The 21,208-nt window shown below is 43.1% G+C and carries 21 protein-coding genes; 9 read left to right on the top strand and 12 right to left on the bottom strand.

All coding sequences use genetic code 11. From position 1 onward, the window contains the following. Positions 1–97 precede the first annotated feature (97 nt). Positions 98–613 carry a ubiquinone biosynthesis protein gene (locus tag DWY07_RS12710; RefSeq protein ID WP_117823512.1) on the top strand — a complete coding sequence of 172 codons (516 nt, stop codon included), beginning with the start codon at positions 98–100 and terminating at the stop codon, positions 611–613. A 341-nt stretch (positions 614–954) separates the two neighbouring features. On the opposite strand, the gene DWY07_RS12705 is transcribed toward DWY07_RS12710, so the two are convergent. The 5 genes from DWY07_RS12705 to DWY07_RS12685 all read right to left on the bottom strand — a co-directional run bounded on the left by DWY07_RS12705 (position 955) and on the right by DWY07_RS12685 (position 3,959). Continuing rightward, positions 955–1,233, bottom strand: coding sequence for a DUF308 domain-containing protein (locus DWY07_RS12705; protein ID WP_117785061.1), 279 nt, complete (start codon positions 1,231–1,233; stop codon positions 955–957). Continuing rightward, complete coding sequence (locus DWY07_RS12700) at positions 1,234–1,596, bottom strand: hypothetical protein (RefSeq protein WP_117823510.1); 363 nt, start codon at positions 1,594–1,596, stop codon at positions 1,234–1,236. Positions 1,597–1,606: 10 nt separating this feature from the next. Further along, positions 1,607–2,218 carry a hypothetical protein gene (locus DWY07_RS12695; protein WP_117823508.1) on the bottom strand — a complete coding sequence of 204 codons (612 nt, stop codon included), beginning with the start codon at positions 2,216–2,218 and terminating at the stop codon, positions 1,607–1,609. Positions 2,219–2,341: 123 nt separating this feature from the next. Beyond that, positions 2,342–2,689, bottom strand: a complete 348-nt coding sequence (locus DWY07_RS12690; protein WP_008401503.1) for a P-II family nitrogen regulator — start codon at positions 2,687–2,689, stop codon at positions 2,342–2,344. Positions 2,690–2,714: 25 nt separating this feature from the next. Next, positions 2,715–3,959, bottom strand: coding sequence for an ammonium transporter (locus DWY07_RS12685; RefSeq protein WP_117808410.1), 1,245 nt, complete (start codon positions 3,957–3,959; stop codon positions 2,715–2,717). A gap of 385 nt (positions 3,960–4,344) precedes the next feature. On the opposite strand from DWY07_RS12685, the gene DWY07_RS12680 reads away from it, so the two are divergent. Then, positions 4,345–5,880, top strand: coding sequence for a sodium/proline symporter (locus DWY07_RS12680; protein ID WP_117823506.1), 1,536 nt, complete (start codon positions 4,345–4,347; stop codon positions 5,878–5,880). Between the two features lie 546 nt (positions 5,881–6,426). Continuing rightward, the gene (locus tag DWY07_RS12675) at positions 6,427–6,963 is read left to right on the top strand and encodes a hypothetical protein (RefSeq protein ID WP_117823504.1); all 537 of its coding nucleotides are present in this window, start codon (positions 6,427–6,429) and stop codon (positions 6,961–6,963) included. 3 nt (positions 6,964–6,966) lie between these two features. Here the strand turns inward: DWY07_RS12675 and DWY07_RS12670 are convergent, their stop codons facing one another. From DWY07_RS12670 to DWY07_RS12655, 4 genes are read right to left on the bottom strand one after another with little or no spacing between them, the layout of a single operon-like run. Continuing rightward, entirely contained in the window at positions 6,967–8,361 is a 1,395-nt protein-coding gene (locus DWY07_RS12670; protein WP_021944738.1) for a nucleobase:cation symporter-2 family protein, read from the bottom strand. A gap of 19 nt (positions 8,362–8,380) precedes the next feature. Beyond that, positions 8,381–10,681, bottom strand: coding sequence for a molybdopterin cofactor-binding domain-containing protein (locus DWY07_RS12665; protein WP_117823502.1), 2,301 nt, complete (start codon positions 10,679–10,681; stop codon positions 8,381–8,383). After that, on the bottom strand, positions 10,662–11,147 hold the full coding sequence (locus tag DWY07_RS12660; RefSeq protein ID WP_117823500.1) for a 2Fe-2S iron-sulfur cluster-binding protein: 486 nt from the start codon (positions 11,145–11,147) through the stop codon (positions 10,662–10,664). The genes DWY07_RS12665 and DWY07_RS12660 overlap by 20 nt, the downstream gene beginning before the upstream one ends. Continuing rightward, entirely contained in the window at positions 11,138–11,938 is an 801-nt protein-coding gene (locus tag DWY07_RS12655; protein WP_117823498.1) for an FAD binding domain-containing protein, read from the bottom strand. Before DWY07_RS12655 ends, DWY07_RS12660 begins: the two co-directional genes overlap by 10 nt. Positions 11,939–12,068: 130 nt before the next feature. On the opposite strand from DWY07_RS12655, the gene DWY07_RS12650 reads away from it, so the two are divergent. The 6 genes from DWY07_RS12650 to DWY07_RS12625 all read left to right on the top strand — a co-directional run bounded on the left by DWY07_RS12650 (position 12,069) and on the right by DWY07_RS12625 (position 17,699). After that, a complete protein-coding gene (locus DWY07_RS12650) occupies positions 12,069–13,166 on the top strand; it encodes an ABC transporter substrate-binding protein (protein WP_117823496.1) in 1,098 nt (365 codons plus the stop codon). Then, positions 13,150–14,127, top strand: a complete 978-nt coding sequence (locus DWY07_RS12645) for an iron ABC transporter permease (protein ID WP_117808491.1) — start codon at positions 13,150–13,152, stop codon at positions 14,125–14,127. Before DWY07_RS12650 ends, DWY07_RS12645 begins: the two co-directional genes overlap by 17 nt. Then, positions 14,124–14,921 carry an ABC transporter ATP-binding protein gene (locus DWY07_RS12640; RefSeq protein WP_117808418.1) on the top strand — a complete coding sequence of 266 codons (798 nt, stop codon included), beginning with the start codon at positions 14,124–14,126 and terminating at the stop codon, positions 14,919–14,921. Before DWY07_RS12645 ends, DWY07_RS12640 begins: the two co-directional genes overlap by 4 nt. Continuing rightward, complete coding sequence (locus tag DWY07_RS12635) at positions 14,918–15,253, top strand: LysR family transcriptional regulator (RefSeq protein ID WP_008401492.1); 336 nt, start codon at positions 14,918–14,920, stop codon at positions 15,251–15,253. Before DWY07_RS12640 ends, DWY07_RS12635 begins: the two co-directional genes overlap by 4 nt. Then, positions 15,186–16,283, top strand: a complete 1,098-nt coding sequence (locus DWY07_RS12630) for an NTP transferase domain-containing protein (protein WP_242996136.1) — start codon at positions 15,186–15,188, stop codon at positions 16,281–16,283. The genes DWY07_RS12635 and DWY07_RS12630 overlap by 68 nt, the downstream gene beginning before the upstream one ends. A gap of 72 nt (positions 16,284–16,355) precedes the next feature. After that, positions 16,356–17,699 (top strand): MATE family efflux transporter, encoded by a 1,344-nt coding sequence (locus DWY07_RS12625; protein ID WP_117808420.1) that lies wholly within the window; start codon positions 16,356–16,358, stop codon positions 17,697–17,699. Between the two features lie 26 nt (positions 17,700–17,725). Here DWY07_RS12625 and DWY07_RS12620 read toward each other — a convergent pair whose 3' ends face one another. The 3 genes from DWY07_RS12620 to DWY07_RS12610 all read right to left on the bottom strand — a co-directional run bounded on the left by DWY07_RS12620 (position 17,726) and on the right by DWY07_RS12610 (position 21,174). After that, positions 17,726–19,072, bottom strand: a complete 1,347-nt coding sequence (locus DWY07_RS12620; protein ID WP_117823494.1) for an MATE family efflux transporter — start codon at positions 19,070–19,072, stop codon at positions 17,726–17,728. Then, positions 19,065–19,514 (bottom strand): MarR family transcriptional regulator, encoded by a 450-nt coding sequence (locus tag DWY07_RS12615; protein ID WP_021944748.1) that lies wholly within the window; start codon positions 19,512–19,514, stop codon positions 19,065–19,067. Before DWY07_RS12615 ends, DWY07_RS12620 begins: the two co-directional genes overlap by 8 nt. 283 nt (positions 19,515–19,797) lie before the next feature. Further along, positions 19,798–21,174: a sodium-dependent transporter gene (locus DWY07_RS12610; RefSeq protein ID WP_117823492.1), complete on the bottom strand. Its 1,377-nt coding sequence runs from the start codon at positions 21,172–21,174 to the stop codon at positions 19,798–19,800. Between the last annotated feature and the right edge of the window lie 34 nt (positions 21,175–21,208).

Genomic DNA, 21,208 nt, shown 5'->3' with positions numbered 1-21,208 from the left:
TTTATACATCTATACTCCTGATCTGATATTTTTATTCGAATAAAAAACAGGAAATGTCAGATACTATTTTTATCAAATGGAAAAGGAGAATAAAAAAATGAAAAAATCATTTCTTTTATGTGCATGTCTGGTTGTCATGGCATTTACCCTGACCGCATGCGGCGAGAAAAATAACCCTGAAACAACCGGTACAACAACCGGGAGCAGTACAGAGGACAGCAGTTCCACAGAAAACGGGAATAATTCAAACGGTACAGGTTCTGTAGGTAAGGATCTCGGTAACATGATCGACGATGCCGGAGATGTTGTAGATGATGCAGCAAAGGATGTATCCGATGCTCTGACCGGAAACTATGATACTTATGACCATGCTTATAAGTATTTTATGGATCAGATTCCCGGCGACTCCAAGAACTATGAAGTTCGCAATAACGACAAGGATCTTACTGATTATAACTCCGGCAGCATGGGCTACCACTTTGAGCTTCATGACACCAGAAAATCTGACAACTCTAAGGTTGGTGACTTCTATGTAGATTCTACCTCCGGCAAGGTCTACAAGGCAGGCTCCGGCTCCGGCGTGTCCGAATTTGACTTCTCGACCTTGAAGTAGAGCACCTTTAAAAAATGGAAGACAGGGTTACCTATTATTACGCAAGACGCTTTCGCTCTACCTTCGACGCAGTGGTACGTAAGGCTGCAAAGTACGTAGCCTAAGTACCAGCGCTCAGGCAGGCTTGCTTTATAACAATAACCCTGTCTTCCATTTTTCCTACGGTATCAAAATTCAACAATCCTATTTTTTTAATATCTGTTGTTTTTATTTATATTTATTTTTTGAGAATGCAATGGTGAACTTGCTCTATCAAAAAAGGACGATAAACATATTCAGACAAACAGAGCTGGTCGCTGGTTACGTAATAATAGGTATAACCATCGACCAGTTCGTCCGTTTTAAGATTTATCGTCCTCTTTTTTGACAATCTCATGGGTGATGGGATTTACAACTACGCCCATCTCCTCTGCCATTTTGAGGTAGACATCCATCTCATGGTCTTTTCTCTGCTGTTCGCGTTTGCGGATAGCTTTTGACCGGATGATCTCCACGATACCGAATACAATCATACAGCATCCAAAAAAGATCATCACTGGACTTAAGGTTCCTACACAGCCTTTTACCAGACAGATTGTTCCGATCCCGATCATGACGATTCCCATTACCAGATTAAACATTTAACTTTCCTTTCCTGTATAAAATGCATCTTTTCCTGCTTTTTCCATCATTTTGTCATACTGATCGTACATTTTCTGCACGCTGTTTTCAAGTAAATAATAATGCCTGATATATGGGATCAGTAAAACAAACAAAGCTGCCGCTAACAGTAAGATCTGTATTTTTTCCGTTACCACAAAGGTCACACAACAGCCTACCGTAAGGATCGCAAACAGGATCGTTACAAGAAGATGGATCAGACGCTCATGCATGAAAAATTCAATCTGCACCAGATGTCTCCGCATCTCCTCATCAAAATCAACATCATCCCTTGCAAGCAGCTTATCTACATATACCAGATATTCTTTGATTCGTTTTGCCATATTCGATCACCTAACCCATATTTGCCTTATTTAGGAAATGATTCCATCCGGCAATTACCTTATCATAATAAAAGCTTACTATATAAGAATCTTCGTCAACATCAACGATCATCTGATAACACTTTTTATCTGCTTCCGGCTTGCCACCATAGAAGATATAATTCTCTTTGAACTTTCCAAATATCTTCTCATACTCATCTTCCGCAAGCTTCTGATCCGGAACTTCTTCTACCAGATTATCATTTGCATCGTAATACTTATGCCCCTCCAACAATACCGCTTCGATGACCGGATTCTTAAACCGGATCTCCATCTGATCGGCATATTTGTCTGCGTAATATTCATTCTGTGAATTGTTATCCTTTACAACTGCGCCTTCTACATAGAGTTCCAGCCATCTTGCCCGAAGTCCTTTAGGGGAAGCTGCTTCATCTTTTTTTGCTTGTCCGGCAGCCTCTGCTACGTCTGCTTTCACTTCACTGACAATCTCTGCTGTTCCGTCTGTTTTTTCTTCACCGGAAGCCTCAGCTTCCACTTCTCCGACTCCGACAAGCTTCATTTCTTTGATCTGTGCATCCCGTAACTGAATGGTTTCTATCTCATTTGTACTCTTAAATTTCATATTGTATACACCGTCCTGAACAATTTTAACTGCCTATAACTATAAACTGTTTTTCATGGCTTGTAAATGGAATTTAAGACAGAAAAATAAGAGGAACCTGTCTTACAGGCTCCTCCTGTTTATCTAATTCAGCGCATCATAGCCGCTTTCCTTCGTACGGATCTTCATAGCGGTGCGGATCTCATAACTGAAGATCTTGCCGTCTCCAACTTCTCCGGTGTATGCTGCCTTCTGGATTGCATCGATCGTCTTCTTCTCCCATTCTTCCGAAGAAACTACGATCTCAAATTTGATCTTCGGCTGCATAACGACATCAACCTCTGTACCACGTACCAGCTTCTTATATCCTCGCTGTGCACCGCATCCCATTACCTGAGATACTGTAATACCATTTACATCAATCGCATTCAGTGCTTCTTTTACATCTTCAAATACTTCTTCTCGCACGATTGCTTCTATCTTGATCATCATATTCTCATACTCCTTTCCGCAACTTCTATGAATCCAATCCGTTAAATGTCGGATATGCACTTTCTCCCTGTTCTGCAAGATCCAGACCGATCTTTTCTTCCTTATCTGATACACGAAGCGGCGTGATCAGTCTTACAAGTCCAAGACAGATAAACGTTCCGACCGCTGCAACTGCTATCGTCACAACGATACCGATCAACTGTGCAACAAAGAGGTGATAGTCTCCGAAGAACAGTCCATCCCATCTGGCAACGCTGTTGATCGAACTCTTACCAAATAATCCGGTCGCGATGCCACCCCAGACACCACCGATACCATGACATCCAAAAGCATCGAGTGCATCATCTATTTTCAATTTCTTCTTTAATAAAGTAATCATACCACAACAAATCGGACTTACAAGTGCACCGATAATAAATGCAGACCAGATTGGAACAAAGCCTGCTCCCGGTGTGATTGCAACCAGCCCAACAACAAGACCGGTCGAAGCACCAACCAAGGTTGGCTTTCCGTCTTTTATCACATCGATCAGCATCCATGACATCATGGCGCTTGCACTTGCGATTGCTGAGGTTAAGAATGCATGAGCTGCAAGACCATTTGCTCCGAGGGCACTTCCTGCATTGAAGCCGAACCATCCGAACCAAAGGATAAATGCACCAAGAGCAACGAATGGAATGTTATGAACACGATAAGCAGTATTCTCATAACCTTTTCGTCTGCCAAGGATGATCGCAAATATCAATGCGCTTACACCGGAGCTAATATGTACGACATTTCCGCCCGCAAAATCAACCGAACCGATCTCTGCAAGGAAACCGCCCTGTCCCCATACCATGTGTGCCATCGGATAGTAAACCAGAATCGACCAGAACATGATAAAGAAGAATAAAGCCTTAAACTTTACACGTCCGACTAATGATCCTGTAATCAGTGCCGGCGTAATCATTGCAAACATCATCTGGAATGCAATATATACAAAATGCGGAATATTGTCTGCATACGGTCCGGCCTCATTCATGGATATGCCATTTAACGCAAACCATCTAAGATCACCAATGATTCCTCCGTGATTTCCCCCAAAGGAAAGGGAGTAACCAAATAATATCCACATCACAACCGAAAGTCCCATAATAAAAGTACATGCCATCATCGTATTAACGACATTTTTCCTTCGCACCATTCCACCATAAAAGAAAGCAAGTCCCGGTGTCATAAAAAATACCAACGCTGTACAGATCAGCATAAAACCAGTATCACCAGTATTCATAACTATTTCCTCCATTTTTCTGAAATTCTTTTTGAAATCTACGGCAGGTGCGCATCCCCCGACAGGTTTCGCTTCACTTTTTTACAAAATTCCATGGTACTTTTTTTGTAAAACAGAAAAGACGCCAATCGAACGTATCTCGTTCAACTGACGTCTTTGTCTGAAGACATACTAGCAGACCTGATTTATTTTTTCAAGTATTTTTTACAAATCCTTTACCATTCTTTAGCCGGGACATAATTTTACCTGTTTTTCTAAAGCAGATCGTATTTGTTTGACTTTTTTCTCATATTACGCTATGATTTTTTAGTTATGTATTCTATTACGAAATTTAACGATTTTGTCCATGTTATGCATACGCAATAAAAAATTGGAGGATATTTAAATGTTTATGACAACTAACTTTTTCATCATGCTTGCAATCGTTGTCTACCTGGCGATCATGCTTGTGATCGGCTTTGTTTACAGCAAGCGTAACAACAGTACAGAAGATTTCTATCTTGGCGGCCGTAAGATGGGACCTCTCGTAACAGCCATGAGTGCTGAAGCAAGTGATATGTCAAGCTGGCTCCTGATGGGACTTCCGGGCGTTGCATATCTGTCCGGTATCTGCGATGCCGCATGGACTGCCATCGGTCTTGCCGTTGGTACATGGTTGAACTGGTTCTTCGTGTCCAGAAAACTCAGACGTTATTCAAATAATATCGGCGCGATCACTGTGCCTGATTTCTTTGCAAAACGATTCCATGATAAGAATAATGTTATCACAGCACTTTCCGCTCTCGTTATCATTATCTTCTTCATCCCTTACACAGCATCCGGTTTTGCTGCCTGTGGTAAGCTGTTCAACAGCTTATTCGGTATCAATTATCAGGTTGCCATGATGTTGTCCGCCCTGTTGATTGTTGGTTACACTATCACCGGTGGATTCAATGCCGTATGTGTTACAGACCTTGTTCAGAGTATCGTTATGACCGGTGCACTTGCGATCGTTCTGATCTATGGAATCTCAAGAGCAGGTGGTTGGACAGCCGTTATGGACAACGCAGCCGCCCTTCCGGGTTATCTGTCTCTGACATCTACCTTTGATGTTGCCTCCGGTTCTGAAGTCAAATATAACTTTTTGACAATTTTCTCAACTGCTGCATGGGGACTCGGTTACTTTGGTATGCCTCATATTCTTGTCCGTTTCATGGCAATCGAGGATGAGAAAAAACTGGTACTTTCCCGCCGTATTGCCTCTGTATGGGTAGTGATCGCTATGACCGCAGGTGTTCTGATCGGTATTGTCGGTCTTGGTATGACCAAAGCCGGTGCACTCGACACTCTGACCGGTTCAAACAGTGAAACTATTATCGTTCGTATCGCAGGTATCATCAGCCAGCATAATGCATTAACTGCTCTTATCGCAGGTATCATCCTTGCCGGTATCCTTGCCGCTACGATGTCTACCGCAGACAGTCAGATGCTTGCTGCTGCATCCGGTGTTTCACAGAATATCGTACATGATTTCTTAAAGATCAAGATTTCCGAGAAGACAAATCTTCTGATCGCACGTTTAACAATTGTTGGTATTGCGATCGTAAGTATCTTCCTTGCAAGAAATCCTGACTCCAGTGTATTCAAGATCGTTTCCTTCGCATGGGCAGGCTTCGGCGGTGCATTTGGTGCTGTTGTGCTTTGTTCTTTATTCTGGAAACGTTGTAATCTTGCAGGTGCGATCGCCGGTATCATATCCGGTGGTGCTACCGTGTTTATCTGGAAGTACCTGGTTCGTCCACTTGGCGGAATTCTTGATATCTACGAACTGCTTCCTGCATTTATCGTATCCCTGATCTTCATTATTGTGGTCAGCCTGCTTACAAAAGCTCCTGATGAAGAAATCGTCCGGGAGTTTGAAGCAGCCGGCAAGAAGGCGTAGGAATCCCTACGAAAAAGGAAACCGATATACATATTATTACGCAAGTCGTTTGCACTCTATTTCAACGCAACGGTGCTAAGTTTCTCGCCTATAAGGCGACTCACTAAGTACCGGCGTTGAAAAAGGCTTGCTTTATAATAGTATATCGGTTTCCTTTTTCTTATGTATATTTTGAAATAACTTACATTTCCAAAATTACGGCTCTGTTATAGTTCACATATTATTACGCAAGTCGCTCTCGCTCTACCCTCATGTAGCGGTTCTAAGCTCACTGCTTACAGCAGTTCACTAAGTACCGACATTCGGGCAGGCTTGCTTCATAATAGTGAATCTATAACAGAGCCATAATTTTTATCTATATTAACTTTGCTCCAAAAAATATTTTTATATAATGAGAATGATTTGTAATATTTTACTATCAATTCTCTTCTTAATTATCTCCGATTATCTTTTAACGCTTTCTTTCCACACATAAATAAGTTGATTTTATCTGCTTTTGTTATATAATCAGTGAGAAATAACTATTTTCGACAGGATGATTTTTATATGGCTGATTATATTACAACTTATACCGGGGATCATTTTGATCCAACTCTGCCGGAGGCAGAACATCTTCATATCGAGGACATCGCACACGCATTATCACTAATTTGTCGTGGAAATGGTCATGTAAAGACCTTCTTTTCCGTCGGCAGTCATTGTATCAACTGTGCAAAGGAAGCGGCTGCCCGTGGGTATTCCGGCCGACTGGTGCTTGCCTGTCTGCTTCACGATGCAAGCGAAGCCTACCTGTCAGATGTTCCAAGACCTTTTAAAAAACATCTTCCCGCATACAAGAAACTGGAACAAAATCTGTTAGATGTGATCTATACAAAATATCTGGGGTCTCCTCTGACAGAGGAAGAAGAACGCAGGATCAAATGTATCGACGACGACATGCTCTATTTCGATCTTCTCACTCTGCTAAATGAGCCCTCGGACAGACCGGAGCCTGAGCTTCACATCAACCTTTCTTATGAGGTCCGTTCGTTTGAGGATGTCGAACAGGAATATCTGCAGTTGTTTCATATGCTGTATAAATAGTATTTATTTTTCCTCTTTCGGCAAAATGATATTTAAAAGAATTGCTACCATTGCTGCCGGTACAATTCCAGATCCGCCAAACACCAACTGTACCACCTCCGGTGTATGTACCAGAATTCCGGGATTAGCTCCCATTCCATATCCAACGCCCAGTGCTACTGATACAATGGAAAGATTTCTGGCATTCAACGGATTCTTCGTGATCAACTGAATACCACTGATTACAATTGACGAAAACATCATGACTGCTGCGCCACCAAGTACAGACTGTGGCATGATTGATACCAACGCAGCAAGCTTTGGACACAAGCCGCAAAGGACAAGGAAAATGGCTCCGGTTGCAAGAGCAAACCGGTTTACAACCTTTGTCATGGCTACCAATCCAACATTCTGACTGAATGATGTGTTTGGCAGGACACCAAATATTGCTGCAAATGAAGAACCCAGTCCGTCACACATAACACCGCCTGCAAGTTCTTTATCTGTTGCTTCTCTGTCCAATCCGCCTTCCATAACACCTGATATATCTCCAACCGTCTCAACTGCAGTTACAATGAACATAATAAGAACCGGAAGAATCGCACGCAGATCGAAAACGGGTTTTACAGGCAAAAGCTTTGGAACCGCAAACCAGGAGGCTTCCGCAACTTTATCCCAGTTTAGCACCCATGCCTTTGTATATTCTACACCATCTGCCGTCACTCCGGTTTTCGGCAAAACAAAGCCCATGATCATTGCTGCAATGTATCCGAAAATAATGCCAAATAAAATAGATGAAGAACTCAAAAAGCCTTTTGTCGCATGTTTGAAAAACAAGATCGCAATAAGTACAAACAACGCAAGTAACAGATTCTCAATGGAGCCAAAATCTTCTGCTTTATTTCCTCCACCAAAAGAATTGATACCTACCGAAATCAGGCTTAATCCGATCGACATTACCACGGTACCGGTTACAACCGATGGAAAGAACTTACGAAGGGGCTTTAAGAAAAAGCCAAGCACTGTTTCAAAAAGACCACCTATAATAGATGCTCCCATGATCGCACCATATGCCAGTATACCACCACCCATGGTTGCTGCTACACTGTTAAAGACACCTATAAATCCGGAAGATGTTCCCATTATGATCGGTACCCGGCCTCCTACCGGACCAATTCCGAACAACTGTACCAATGTCACAATTCCTGCGATCAGCATCGCATTCTGAAGCAAAGAAAGCTGTAGATCTGCGAACTCACCGCCTGCCAGACCACATGCTCCTGTGATGATCAGAAGTGGGGTCAGGTTTCCTACAAACATTGCCAAAACATGCTGTAATCCTAACGGAATCGCCTGCGAAAGTGGCATCTTTCCATCCATCTGAAATGCTGTCTCAGACAGCTTAAATATTTTTTTCATTTGTGAATTCTCCTCATCTTTATTCTTTTTCATCCAACATGGACATCAATATCTTTTCCGGAGTGATCGGAAGTTCTCTGTGCCATACGCCTGTTGCACGATAGATTGCATGTGCAATTGCAGGTGCAGGTGTATTGATCACTATCTCTCCTATAGACTTGGCTCCAAATGGGCCTGTCGGTTCATAACTGTGTTCAAATTCTACCTGAAGATGTCCCATATCAAGGCGGGTTGGAATCTTATACTGCATGAAACTGGATTCAATCGGACCTCCTCTTTCATTGTAGGTGACATTCTCAAACAGTGTATGCCCGATTCCCTGTACGATGCCGCCTTCTGCCTGAATGCGTGCCAATGCCGGGTTGATAGGAATTCCACAATCAACAACAGCTACATAATCCAAAATTTTTACCTCTCCTGTATATCGGTCTAACTCAATCTCAACCATGCCGACCATATAAGGCGGAGGCGATACAGGTGAAGAATGGGAAACCGTTGCTACTGCTGCGATATCATTTGCAATCTGGTCTTTTACACTAATCTCGGCAAGTGACACACTTTGATCTGTATTGACCCGACATGCCCTTCCATTTTCAAAGATCATTTCCTCCGGACTGCAGGAAAGCATACCGGCTGCTATCGCACAAAGCTTTTTTTTCAGTTTCTCACAGGCAAGTTCTACGGCCTTACCCGTAACATATGTTGTAGATGATGCATACGAACCGGAATCATATGGTGATGCATCTGTATCTGCCCCAAATACAGCTACATCATCCACGGAACAATCCATACATTCTGCCACCATCTGAGCCAGGATCGTGTCACATCCGGTTCCCATATCTGCAGCACCGATGATCAGATTAAATGTTCCGTCATCGGCCAGCTTTACCGTTGCCGATCCGACATCCAGATTGGAGATACAGGAACCTTGCATCGCCATAGCTACTCCGGCTGTTCTGACCTTTCCATCTCCTATCTCACGAACAGGATATTTCTCGTCCCAATGAAAGAGTTCTTTGCATTTTGCCATACATTTATCAAGTGCGCAGGCATTTGCTGTCTCTCCATAATATGCCGGCATCTTCATTCCTTCACGGATCATGTTGTTTTCACGGATTACCGTCGGATCAATTCCAAGTCTTTCTGCAAGTTCATTTACAGCACTTTCCAGTGCAAATATACCCTGTGTCGCACCATATCCCCGGTAAGCACCGGCTGCCATCGTATTGGTATATACTACATCATAATTAAACCGATATGCTTCAAGTCCACCTGTATAAAGGGGAATCGATTTATGTCCGCTCAGACCAACTGTTGTAGGTCCGTGTTCTCCATATGCTCCTGTATTTGAAAGTGTATACAGATCCAGTCCGCGGATATGTCCATCCCGGTCTGCTCCCAGGCGTACACGGACTTCCATCTCATGCCGCGGAGAACCGGCAATCTGACTCTCTTCTCTTGTAAATATAAGTTTGGCGGGTTGTCCGGTCTTCAGTGTGACAAACGCCGGATATACTTCACTGACTGCTGTCTGTTTTGCTCCAAAACCCCCACCGATTCTTGGTTTCTCAACACGTATCCTGCTCTTTGGAATGCCCAGTGCTCTGGAAAGGATACGACGCACATGAAATACAATCTGTGTAGATGAGATCACATGAAGCCTTCCATATCGGTCAAAACAGGTATATGTGCGGAAGGTTTCCATCATTGCCTGGTTAAACGCCCGCATATGATATGTGTGTTCGAACACCTCATCACAATCCGCTATTACAGCATCCACATCACCATCTCCGTTTTTTTCACTTGCAACCAGATTTCGTCCGGGATCTCCTCCAACTTCCATAGGTGGAAACCAGTCCTCCTCCGGGTGTACAAGGACAGCACTATCCTTTGCCTGATGAAAATCAAGAACCGGTTCGAGGATATCATATTTCACTTTTATCAGCTTCATTGCTTTTAAAGCAGCTTTCTCATCCGTAGCCGCAATAATAGCAACAACATCCCCTACAAAACGTACATGCCGGTCTATGATCAGCCGATCATAGGGAGATGGTTCCGGATATGTCTGTCCTGCAATCGCAAACCTCTGCTTTGGAACATCCTTCCATGTATAAACATCTACAACTCCCGGAACTTTTTTTGCTATTGCTACGTTGATATCTTCTACAATAGCATTGGCATATGGGCTTCTTAAAAGCTTTACCGTCAAAGCATCTGATGATGTAATATCATCAACATAAACCGGTTTTCCCAAAAGGAGCTGCATTGCATCTTTTTTACGAACCGAATGATTGACTGAATTATACTTCTTTTCTTCCATGAATGCCCTCCTTTGATCTCTTATGTTCCAGATAATTTCGAATTCCCCGCAACTGACCTTCATATCCGGAACATCTGCAAAGATTTCCTGCCAGATAAGCACGGATCTCATCATCTGTAGGATCCGGATTCTCTCGCAATAATGCAATCGTGTTCATGACAAATCCGGGATTGCAAAATCCGCACTGATCAGCTCCCTGATCTGCAATAAATCCGACAAATTCAGAAGCTTCCTCCTGAAGTCCCTCTAATGTCTGTACCTCATGACCATCTGCCCTTGCTGCCAGCACTGAGCAGGAAAGCACAGGAATGCTGTCCAAAAAGACTGTACACAATCCGCAATTTGCAGTTTCACAGCCTCGCTTTACACTGTAGCATCCATGCTTTCTCAGAAAATCGATCAGAAGCAGATCCGGTTCAATAAAATCCACCAGTTTTTTTCCATTTACAATTACTGTTATCTCCATTTCTGCTCCTCTCTCAATTTATTTAATAATCTCTGACTTAATACACGAACCAATCTGGAACGATACTTTGCTCCGGCTCGATGATTACTTCCTGTCGAAATATGTTTCTCTGCCCACATAGCAAAGGCCTCTATAGAGTCTTCTGTCAGTCCCTCTGACAGAAGCCCTTCTTCATCCAGAAGAAGCATCGCTCGTCCCGGTCTTGCTCCCACTGATAAACGATATTCTCCACCTACAACAGAAGCCGCACATGCGATCACCGGAAAATCAGTACTTTGATTTCTTACCGATGCATAAGAGAAGCACCCGGATGTCTTCTTTATGATCAGGCGAACCAGAATATCCTGATCCGGCTTCTGCCTCGCAAATTCTCTAAGTGGTATTCTCCCACCCTGATATAATTCCACATATGTATCCATGGCAAGAAATACCGTCAGCACATCAGAGAAACCAAAACGTCCCCAGATACTTCCACCTACCGTTGCCAAATTACGAAACTGTACACCGACAATATCTTTTACAGCATCTCTGACAGAATTTTGTGTATAATTATTTAAGCCTCTATGCAATTCAAGCTGTCGCAAAGATACCATTGAACCGATAATGATCTCACTCTCCGTCTCCTCGATCTGATCCAGTTTCAGATCACACAGATCAATTGCTGTCAATATCGTCCGGTTCTGCATCTTTGTCCATAGCATTCCACCGATTATACAGCTGCCTTTTTTTTGATTTAACTGATAAGCCTCTTCCAGACTTTTAACACGTATATAATTCTGAATTGTTACCATAAAAAGCTCCTTTAAATGTTGCCTTAGCCGCACTATATCATAATATATTATAGTAAAAATACTTGTTTTTGAAAAGATGCTTTGCTACAATACCGTTGTATTATTTAAAGTATAACGAAAAGGAGTTATTATGAAAAACACACTAAAAAAATGCTTATCCTTATTATTAATCTGTTCCCTGCTTTTATCTCTGGCAGGCTGTAATCCTTCATCAAAGCCTGCAGGCACGGGGACAACCGCCTCATCAGAAGCGACCTCAGAATTATCATCAGAAGCTTCTTCAGATGATGCATCTACAAAAGCTGCCGAAAACGAAACCTCTTATCCGATCACAGTTACGGATCAGGCAGACCGCACCGTTACCATTGAAAAAGAGCCAACTAAGATTGTAAGCGGATATTACATTCCTTCCAGTCTTCTGATCGCACTTGGATTATCGGACAAGGCGGTAGGCATTGAGGCAAAGGCAGACAAAAGACCAATCTACAAACTGGCTGCTCCGGAGCTTCTGGAACTTCCAAATGTCGGAACAGCAAAGGAATTCGATCTGGAAACCTGTGCTTCTCTTTCACCGGATCTTGTGATTTTACCGTTAAAGCTAAAAGATGCCGCAAAGAGTCTGACAGAGCTTGGTATTCCTGTGTTACTGGTAAATCCAGAAAGTCCGGATCAGTTATCCGATATGATCAGTCTTATTGCCACAGCTACAAATACCCAGGATAAAGCAGACCAACTGCTTGACTTCATTAATCAGGAAAAAGAAATGCTTACTACTTCTCTTGCAACCGCAGACGACACTCCGAATATTTACCTTGCAGGTAATTCTTCTCTCCTGTCAACTGCCGGTCCAGCTATGTACCAATCAGGTATTATCGAACTTGCAGGCGGTAAAAATGTAGCATCTGATATCTCTGATACCTATTGGGCCGAGATTAGCTATGAACAGCTTCTCTCCTGGAATCCTGATTATATTATTCTTGCTTCCGATGCAGAATATACAGTAGACGATGTATTAAGCGATCCGAACCTGAAAGACTGCACAGCAGTAAAAAATAACCACGTTTATGCCATTCCGGGAGATATCGAAGCACTGGATAGTCCTGTACCTGCTAGTATTCTGGCTTCCATCTGGCTTGCCGGAATCCTGCATCCTGATCAGGTTTCAACTGATACTTATACGAAAGAGATGAATTCTTTCTATGAAACATTCTATGGAATCAAAAAATAAAGTAAATTTATATCTTATTGCCGGAAGCGTAGGTCTGATTCTTCTGACAGCAGCTTCCCTGTTTATCGGAAAATACAGGATCACCCTGACCGGTCTGATAGCCGGAGACTCCATGCAATGGCGAGTATTTCTTACGCTCCGCGCCAGCCGCGCTGTTATCGGTGCTATCGGAGGATTTGTCCTTGGCATGGCAGGTTTTGTCTATCAGACCGTTTTTCGGAATCCTCTGGCCTCCCCTGATATCATTGGCGTATCTTCGGGAGCCAGTGCCGGTGCAGCATTTGGAATTCTGTTCTTATCCGGTTCTATGGCGATCACAGTCTCTGCTTTTGCAGGGGCTGTTTGTTCTGTTATCCTTGCACTGGTATTATCTTCCTTAACCGCAGACCGGGATGGTCACAGCATTGTACTTGCCGGAATCGCTGTTCACAGTCTCGCACAGACGGCACTGGTTTGTCTGAAATTAATCGCAGATCCGGAAAAACAACTGGCATCGATTGAATATTGGATCATGGGAAGTCTAAATGGAATCAGCATCTACTCCATAAAAGGAAATATTATCCTATGTCTTTTCTGTTCAGTCATTCTATTCTTATTATATCGACAGATCATCCTTCTCTCTTTAGATGATAATGAGGGAAAAATGCTCGGTGTAAATGTACAGCAGATTCGTCTGATTGTTTTGTTGATTGCGACACTGGCTGTTTCCGGTGTGATCAGTATGACCGGACTGATCAGCTTCGTATCTCTTCTGGCACCACACGGAGCACGTTTATTACTAAAAAACAACCGGCTATCCACCATGCTGCTAAGCGGACTGATCGGTGGATGTCTGCTAACCATGGGAGATATATTTGCTCGTAGTATAGCATCCACAGAACTGCCTGTAAGTATCTTTACAAGTCTTTTAGGAGTCCCATTCTTAATCTATCTATGTATAAGGAGAAGTGATCGGATATGAAATTACTGACTGTAAACAATCTGTCTGCCGGATATAATGGAACAAACATTATCAAAAATATCAGTTTTTCCGTCGACTCCGGTCAGATTATTGGTATACTGGGGGCAAACGGTTGCGGAAAAACCACCTTGATCAAGTCTCTGGCAAATCTGCTTCCCCATACGGGGAACTGTCAAATTGATACAATTACCGTAGAATCAGTTTCCCCAAAGGAACTGGCAAGGCTTTGTGGATATATACCACAAAATAACAGTATCTCTTTAGATCTCACGCTTTTTGATGTAGTTATGATGGGGTTCAACCCTGAACTGAAACTGTTGCAGACTCCAACCCGGCAAATGAAAGAAACAGCTATACAGGCACTTATCGATGTTGGTCTTGGCAACCGGATGTATGATAATTTTCAAAGTCTGAGTGCCGGTCAGAAACAGTTATGTATATTAGCACGTACATTTGCAGGCAAACGAAAACTTCTTCTTTTGGATGAACCGGAAAGTGCCTTAGATTTTCGACTACGTTATCAGGCAATGGAGCTTTTACAGGATTATATCCAACAAAATCATGCTTCTGCCCTGATCACACTACATGATTCAGCTCTGGCGCTAAATTATTGTGATTCACTTCTGATCCTGTCAGACGGCAGATTGATCGGTACGATCATTCCATCCGAAACATCAATTTCCGATATGGAACAGCTTCTTTCCAAAATATATGGTACAATCAGTCTGTCAAAGCTTAACGATCGTCTTGGAAATAGCAGGCTTGTTATGATGAAGGAGGCTGAAACATCTTGAAAGCAATAACAAAAATTTACTTTGTAAATGATAATAACGAAAAATTTTTTGGAGCCGGACCATGCCAACTGCTTCATATGATCGAAGAAACCGGCTCTCTCCGTTCTGCATCAATCTCTATGGGACTTGCCTATACAAAGGCACTCCGTATGATCAATAAGGCAGAAAAAGAACTAGGATTTTCTCTGACAAAACGTAGCACCGGCGGCAGATCCGGTGGTGGAAGTACTCTGACTCCAGAGGGAAAGGAATGGCTGAAAAAATATGAAACCTACCGGAATGCCTGTAACGAGGCCAACAGCAAACTCTATATGGAGATCTTTTCAGACTAGTGGAAAAAAACATCTGGTTCTGACAGGAGCATCCGGAAGTGGAAAAACAACACTTCTGGCATCTCTCTTTTCCTCCCCGATGCCCGGTGTTACCTCCTGGGTAGTACCGGAAAAAGGAGTCTACCTGAAAAACAACTGGTCAAAAGAAATAATCCAGATTGGACGTTATCATCCGGATCCAACCCATAAGAGAAATCAGATGCTTGCTATTCCCGAATGCTTTGATGAAAAAGGAACCGCATTCTTACATTCCTGTCTGCATGCAACTTCCGAATGGATCACGATTGATGAAATCGGCTTTCTGGAAAGTAATTCCTGCAAATACCGGCAAGCTATACGAACCTTAATGAAGCACAAACAGCTTCTCATGGTCGTGCGAAAACAAAAGCTTCCGTTTCTGGAGGAACTGCGTAACCATAAGGATGTTTTCCTTGTGGATCTCGATCAACCATATGGAAATGCAGGCTGTATCATCATGGCATCCGGTCAGGGTACCCGCTTTGGTGGAAATAAGCTGCTTGCTGATTTCAATGGACAACCATTGATCGATTTCTCTCTTAACATTATTAAGAATCTGTTTACAACATCTGTCGTGGTAACCATTCACAAGGAAATTCAGAGCCTATGTATAAAACAAAATATTCCGGTACTGCTTCATACCTTTCCGCATCGAAACGATATGATTCGCCTCGGTCTGGAAACCATTGGTGATCATATCGATCGCTGCGTCTTTCTCCCCGCCGACCAGCCTTTGCTTCAAAAAGAATCCATGATCTCGCTGCTTCTTTGTGCGGAAAATGACAGAAACTCAATCTGGCGAACCTGTTATGGCGATATAGTCGGTTCTCCTGTTATCTTTCCGGCTGAATTTTTTGAGGAACTTCAGAATCTTCCTTTAAGAAAAGGCGGCAGTCTGGTAATAAATAATCATCCTGATCGTATCCGTACCTTTTCTGTTTCAGATATAAACGAACTAAGGGATATTGATACACCTGATGATTTATCCCAATTACTCCACGGGAACCTTTAATCATTCTTGACATTTTATTTTATCGTTCTATAATTCATCATGTCATAAAAAAAGAAATGAGGACGAATAAAAATGAACAAGGATCTGACCGTAGGGAAACCGGAATCTGTGCTGTGGCGTTTCTGTCTGCCACTCTTTGGAAGTGTGATCTTCCAGCAGCTCTATAACATTGCCGACAGTCTGGTTGCCGGAAAATTTATCAATGAAAGTGCTCTTGCCGCTGTTGGCAATAGTTACGAGATCACATTGATCTTTATCGCATTTGCATTTGGATGCAATATGGGATGCTCGGTTATCGTATCCAGATTATTTGGAGCAAAAGAATATCGGAATATGAAGACGGCTGTATCGACCACTTTTATCTTTACGGCTGTTTTACTGGCTGTTATGGTGATCGCCGGTCTGCTCACCAGCCGGGAACTGCTTGCTCTGATCCACACTCCGGACGATATCATGGATGCTTCCCTGCTGTATCTGAACATCTATATCTATGGTCTTCCATTTATGTTCTTTTACAACATTGCAACCGGAATTTTCTCCGCTCTCGGTGATTCCAGAACTCCATTCATCTTCCTTGCAATATCATCCGTTTCCAATATATTTGTCGATATCTTATTTGTAAAATCCTTTCAGATGGGAATCGCAGGTGTTGCCTGGGCAACCTTCCTCTGTCAGGGTGTCAGTGCCGTTCTGGCTGTAGCTGTTGTGATTCGCCGTCTTATCGGTATCAAGACAGAAGGCCGTTTCCGGTTCTTTGATGGCAGCATCTTAAAACAGATCTTGGTCGTTGCTATCCCAAGCACCCTACAGCAGAGCTTTATATCCATCGGAAATATTATCATCCAGAGTGTTATCAACGACTTCGGAACCAGCGTTATCGCCGGATATTCTGCAGCTGTCAAGCTGAACAATCTGGTCATCACCTCTCTTACCACACTGGGAAACGGTATCTCAAACTATACCGCCCAGAATATCGGTGCAGGCAAGATCGACCGTATCCGTTCCGGCTTCAAGGCTTCCTTAAAGCTGGTCTGGCTGTTATGTATTCCGTTTGCGTTGTTGTACTTCACCTGCGGAAGATGGCTGTTGCTGCTCTTTCTTGATAACCCGACTGCAACTGCGATCAAGACAGGTATCATTTTCCTGTGTATCCTTGCACCATTTTATTTCGTCGTATCCGTCAAATTAATGGCAGACGGTATCCTGCGCGGAGCGGGTATCATGAACAAATTCATGATCTCCACCTTTACCGATCTGATCCTTCGAGTGGTCTTATCCATCATCTTTTCAAAGATGTTCGGTTCTGTCGGTATCTGGTGCTCCTGGCCGGTCGGCTGGTGCTGCGGAACTGCAGTCTCCGTTCTTTTTTACCGCGGTGAACAGAAACGGAATTTTAAAAACGCATTTGAAGCATAGAGAAGCTATAACTTCTTTTAGCAGCTTTAAAGCGACTTGTCTCTCATCTTCTTATTCATATGAATATAGAAGATGATATTGATCACAATACCAAATATCGTTGCAACCGGTGCTGCAAGTCCGATCTTCGTCAGGCTGGCATCCGGCTGGATACTCATATAATAGGCCAGCGGCAGGCGGACAAGCAGGGTCTGGATCAATCCCTGTATCATAACCCACAGCGTCTTGTCATGTCCATTGAAATATCCGATCATGCTAAACAACACCGCTGTTACGATGGTCTCCAATGCGAAGCCCCGCAGATAATCATATCCTTTCTGAACAACGATTCTATCAGTTGTAAAGATTCCTGTCAGAAGATCTCCTTTAAACATTACAAAGATAAATACGATACATCCGATCACGAGGCCAACACCAATTCCGGAATACATTGCTTTCTTCGCCCGCTTCTCATTTCCGGCTCCCACATTCTGCGAAACAAAGGATGCCATCGACTGCATCAGGGAGCTTGGTATCAGCATGGCAAAATTTACAACCTTACAGGCTACACCATAACCCGATGATGCTTCCAGTCCCAGACGATTCACGAACGCACATAATGCTAGAAAGGATCCCTGGGTCAGGCACTCCTGAAGTGCCAGTGGCAGTCCTGTTTTCAGTGCTTTTCTACAATGCTCATTCAATCTGAAATCTGCCTTCGTGATCGTAAATGAAAGCTGCTTCTTTATAAGCAGACAGATCGCAAATACCACGCTCACTGCCTGTGCTGCTACAGTTGCGATCGCAGCTCCTGTCGCATCCATATGACAGCCTGCTACCAGGATCAGATCCCCAATGACATTTACCACACAGGCAACTGCCACAAAGATCAATGGGGATTTACTGTCTCCGAGTCCACGAAATATCGCCGCCAACAGGTTATATGCAACAATAAAGAAAATGCCTGCTCCACAGATACGGACATAACTTGCGGTAAGTCCTACTGCCTTTTCCGGCGCCTGCATCAGTATCGCGATTGGCCGCGAAAAGGCAATCATCACAACAAACAGCACGGCTGAGATCACCGCAAATACGACGGCAGATCCACCGATCAATGCTCCGATCTGTTCCGGCTTCTTCTCACCGATATATCTCGCGATCAATACTGTAATTCCCATAGCAAGCTGTGTGATCACAAATGTAACCAGATTTAAAACCTGACTTCCGGTCGATACCGCAGACAGACCGGAGGTACTGCCAAATCGTCCAACCACCAGAAGGTCAACTGCTCCATATGCCGCCTGTAATACAAGTGCACCAAGCACCGGCATCATAAACGGAATTAACTTCCCAAGTATACTTCCCTGTGTAAAATCTGACTTTGAACTATTCAATGGTAACCCTCCTCTCACTCATGACCTTATAGAATTTACTGATCGTATCGATCATACAGTCCGCTTCATCATCTGAAATGTCATCCATATATCGAACTAAACGACTGTAATAATTCTTATCATATTTATCTGACAGCAATTCACCTTTCTCTGTGATCTGAATATAAGTGATCCTGCCGTCCTCCTCTGAAGCATATTTGCTGAGATACCCTTTGCTTTCCATCTCTTTTACCGTCCTTGTCACGCCCGGTCTTGGCAGTTTCAGATAGTCACTGATATCGGAAATCTTTACATGCTCCTGCTGCTCCTTAATGATATGTATGACATCCATGTACTGAATATATGCTGGTGTAACACCCTCTGGCAGCTCCGGAAGCAATTCCCGGATACGTTTTGCCAGATAACAGGCATCTAACATCCGTTTGATCTTATCTGCATTCATGCTCTGATACTCCCCTCTGATCTTAATTTGTTGAAAAAATCTCTCATAAAAACTGCTCTTTCCCTGCAAATAATGATATAAATTTACTTTTATTTGATAATTACCTTTGTTAATTACCATCGGTAATTATATGGGTGTGTACATAAAATGTCAATACAAAATTCTTGAAAACAAAAAATCTCCCTTTGACTGCGATATATTTTCCACAGTCAACAACTGCGGTCATAATACAGACAATGGGGAGATTTTATTTATATTTTTAAATGAAGTTTTGCTTTTTATCCTACATCGAGATCCAGCCAAGTGCATTTGCAACCGAGCTTGCAAGAATGATCAGGGCGAAGACCGGGCATATGTATTTGATCATCACAACAAAGATCTTCTTTCTGCGGAATGCACCCTCGCCATGACGAATCTCTTCTTCTATCTTATCGATTCCCACAACTCTTGAAACCAGTAAGCAGGTCATAAGTGCTGCGATCGGCATCATAACCGAATTCGTCAGAAAATCAAACAGATCTAAGAACTGCATACCGATGATCTTTACACAAGCGAGCGGTCCATATCCAAGTGATGACAGACTTCCAAGGATCAGCATGATCACACCTACAAAAACAGTTGCTTTCTTTCTGCTCCAACCGATCTCATCCTCAAATGTAGATACTGCACTCTCTGTCAGTGCGATTGAGCTGGTTACTGCTGCAAATAAAACCAACAGGAAAAACAGAATACCGACTATTGTTCCAAGTCCCATATTCTGAAATACCTTAGGGATCGTTATAAACATCAATGAAGGACCTGCCTGTAAGGTGTCAGGATTACCGCCTGAAAATGCGAATACCGCAGGAATGATCATAAGTCCTGCCATGATTGCAATCGCCGTATCAAACACCTCAACATTCCTTGTAGCATCCTCGATCGCCGTATCCTTTTTCATATAAGAACCAAATGTGATCAGAATACCCATTGCGATCGACAGGGAATAAAACATCTGCCCCATCGCCGCTACCACAGTCATCCATGAGAAATTATCAAAATTCGGAACAAGAAAATACCTCACGCCCTTTAATGCCCCCGGTCTTGTCACTGAATATACAGCAATAAGGATCGATAACACGATCAGTACCGGCATCATGATCTTTGATACACACTCAATACCATTCTGAACACCTGCAAAGATGATCCCCAGCGTAAACAGACAAAATACGATGAAACAAAGCTCTGTCGAAACGCCATTCGAGATAAAGTCTGTAAAATATCCATCCTTTGCCAGATTCTTTCCATTTCCTTTGACATATTCCACCAGATATTTGATAACCCAGCCACCAATCACCGAATAATACGGTACGATCAGCACCGGTATGATCGCATTGATCCAGCCGCCAAAGGACAACCATTTCTTCTTACCAAATGACCGAAACGCTCCGACCGGACTCTTTCTTGTCATACGACCGATCGCAGACTCAGCAACAATCATCGTATATCCAAATGTGAGTGCCAGCAGAATATAGATCAGAAGAAAGATTCCTCCTCCGTACTTTGCTGCCAGATACGGAAACCGCCATATATTTCCAAGACCGACCGACGCTCCTGCCGCCGACAGCACATATCCTATCTTCCCCGAAAATGAACTTCTGTTGTTATTGTTTTGTGTATCCATCGTACTCTATCTTCTGCTCCATGTACCCTGAAGC

The organism is Clostridium sp. AF23-6LB (assembly GCF_003461085.1).
GTDB classification, from domain to species: domain Bacteria; phylum Bacillota; class Clostridia; order Lachnospirales; family Lachnospiraceae; genus Coprococcus; species Coprococcus ammoniilyticus.
Note: the sequence above shows the minus strand (reverse complement) of the source record. Positions and strands in the feature narration are given on the sequence as shown.

What these genes read in the sequence shown, in the direction of transcription:
- DWY07_RS12655 (WP_117823498.1), bottom strand. Translation starts at nt 11,938, where the DNA reads ATGGTAACAATTCAGAATTATATACGTGTTAAAAGTCTGGAAGAGGCT.
- DWY07_RS12690 (WP_008401503.1), bottom strand. Translation starts at nt 2,689, where the DNA reads ATGATGATCAAGATAGAAGCAATCGTGCGAGAAGAAGTATTTGAAGAT.
- DWY07_RS12685 (WP_117808410.1), bottom strand. Translation starts at nt 3,959, where the DNA reads ATGAATACTGGTGATACTGGTTTTATGCTGATCTGTACAGCGTTGGTA.
- DWY07_RS12660 (WP_117823500.1), bottom strand. Translation starts at nt 11,147, where the DNA reads ATGGAGATAACAGTAATTGTAAATGGAAAAAAACTGGTGGATTTTATT.
- DWY07_RS12670 (WP_021944738.1), bottom strand. Translation starts at nt 8,361, where the DNA reads ATGAAAAAAATATTTAAGCTGTCTGAGACAGCATTTCAGATGGATGGA.
- DWY07_RS12710 (WP_117823512.1), top strand. Translation starts at nt 98, where the DNA reads ATGAAAAAATCATTTCTTTTATGTGCATGTCTGGTTGTCATGGCATTT.
- DWY07_RS12705 (WP_117785061.1), bottom strand. Translation starts at nt 1,233, where the DNA reads ATGTTTAATCTGGTAATGGGAATCGTCATGATCGGGATCGGAACAATC.
- DWY07_RS12615 (WP_021944748.1), bottom strand. Translation starts at nt 19,514, where the DNA reads ATGAATGCAGATAAGATCAAACGGATGTTAGATGCCTGTTATCTGGCA.
- DWY07_RS12630 (WP_242996136.1), top strand. Translation starts at nt 15,186, where the DNA reads ATGAAACCTACCGGAATGCCTGTAACGAGGCCAACAGCAAACTCTATA.
- DWY07_RS12645 (WP_117808491.1), top strand. Translation starts at nt 13,150, where the DNA reads ATGGAATCAAAAAATAAAGTAAATTTATATCTTATTGCCGGAAGCGTA.
- DWY07_RS12675 (WP_117823504.1), top strand. Translation starts at nt 6,427, where the DNA reads ATGGCTGATTATATTACAACTTATACCGGGGATCATTTTGATCCAACT.
- DWY07_RS12680 (WP_117823506.1), top strand. Translation starts at nt 4,345, where the DNA reads ATGTTTATGACAACTAACTTTTTCATCATGCTTGCAATCGTTGTCTAC.
- DWY07_RS12640 (WP_117808418.1), top strand. Translation starts at nt 14,124, where the DNA reads ATGAAATTACTGACTGTAAACAATCTGTCTGCCGGATATAATGGAACA.
- DWY07_RS12695 (WP_117823508.1), bottom strand. Translation starts at nt 2,218, where the DNA reads ATGAAATTTAAGAGTACAAATGAGATAGAAACCATTCAGTTACGGGAT.
- DWY07_RS12650 (WP_117823496.1), top strand. Translation starts at nt 12,069, where the DNA reads ATGAAAAACACACTAAAAAAATGCTTATCCTTATTATTAATCTGTTCC.
- DWY07_RS12610 (WP_117823492.1), bottom strand. Translation starts at nt 21,174, where the DNA reads ATGGATACACAAAACAATAACAACAGAAGTTCATTTTCGGGGAAGATA.
- DWY07_RS12625 (WP_117808420.1), top strand. Translation starts at nt 16,356, where the DNA reads ATGAACAAGGATCTGACCGTAGGGAAACCGGAATCTGTGCTGTGGCGT.
- DWY07_RS12700 (WP_117823510.1), bottom strand. Translation starts at nt 1,596, where the DNA reads ATGGCAAAACGAATCAAAGAATATCTGGTATATGTAGATAAGCTGCTT.
- DWY07_RS12665 (WP_117823502.1), bottom strand. Translation starts at nt 10,681, where the DNA reads ATGGAAGAAAAGAAGTATAATTCAGTCAATCATTCGGTTCGTAAAAAA.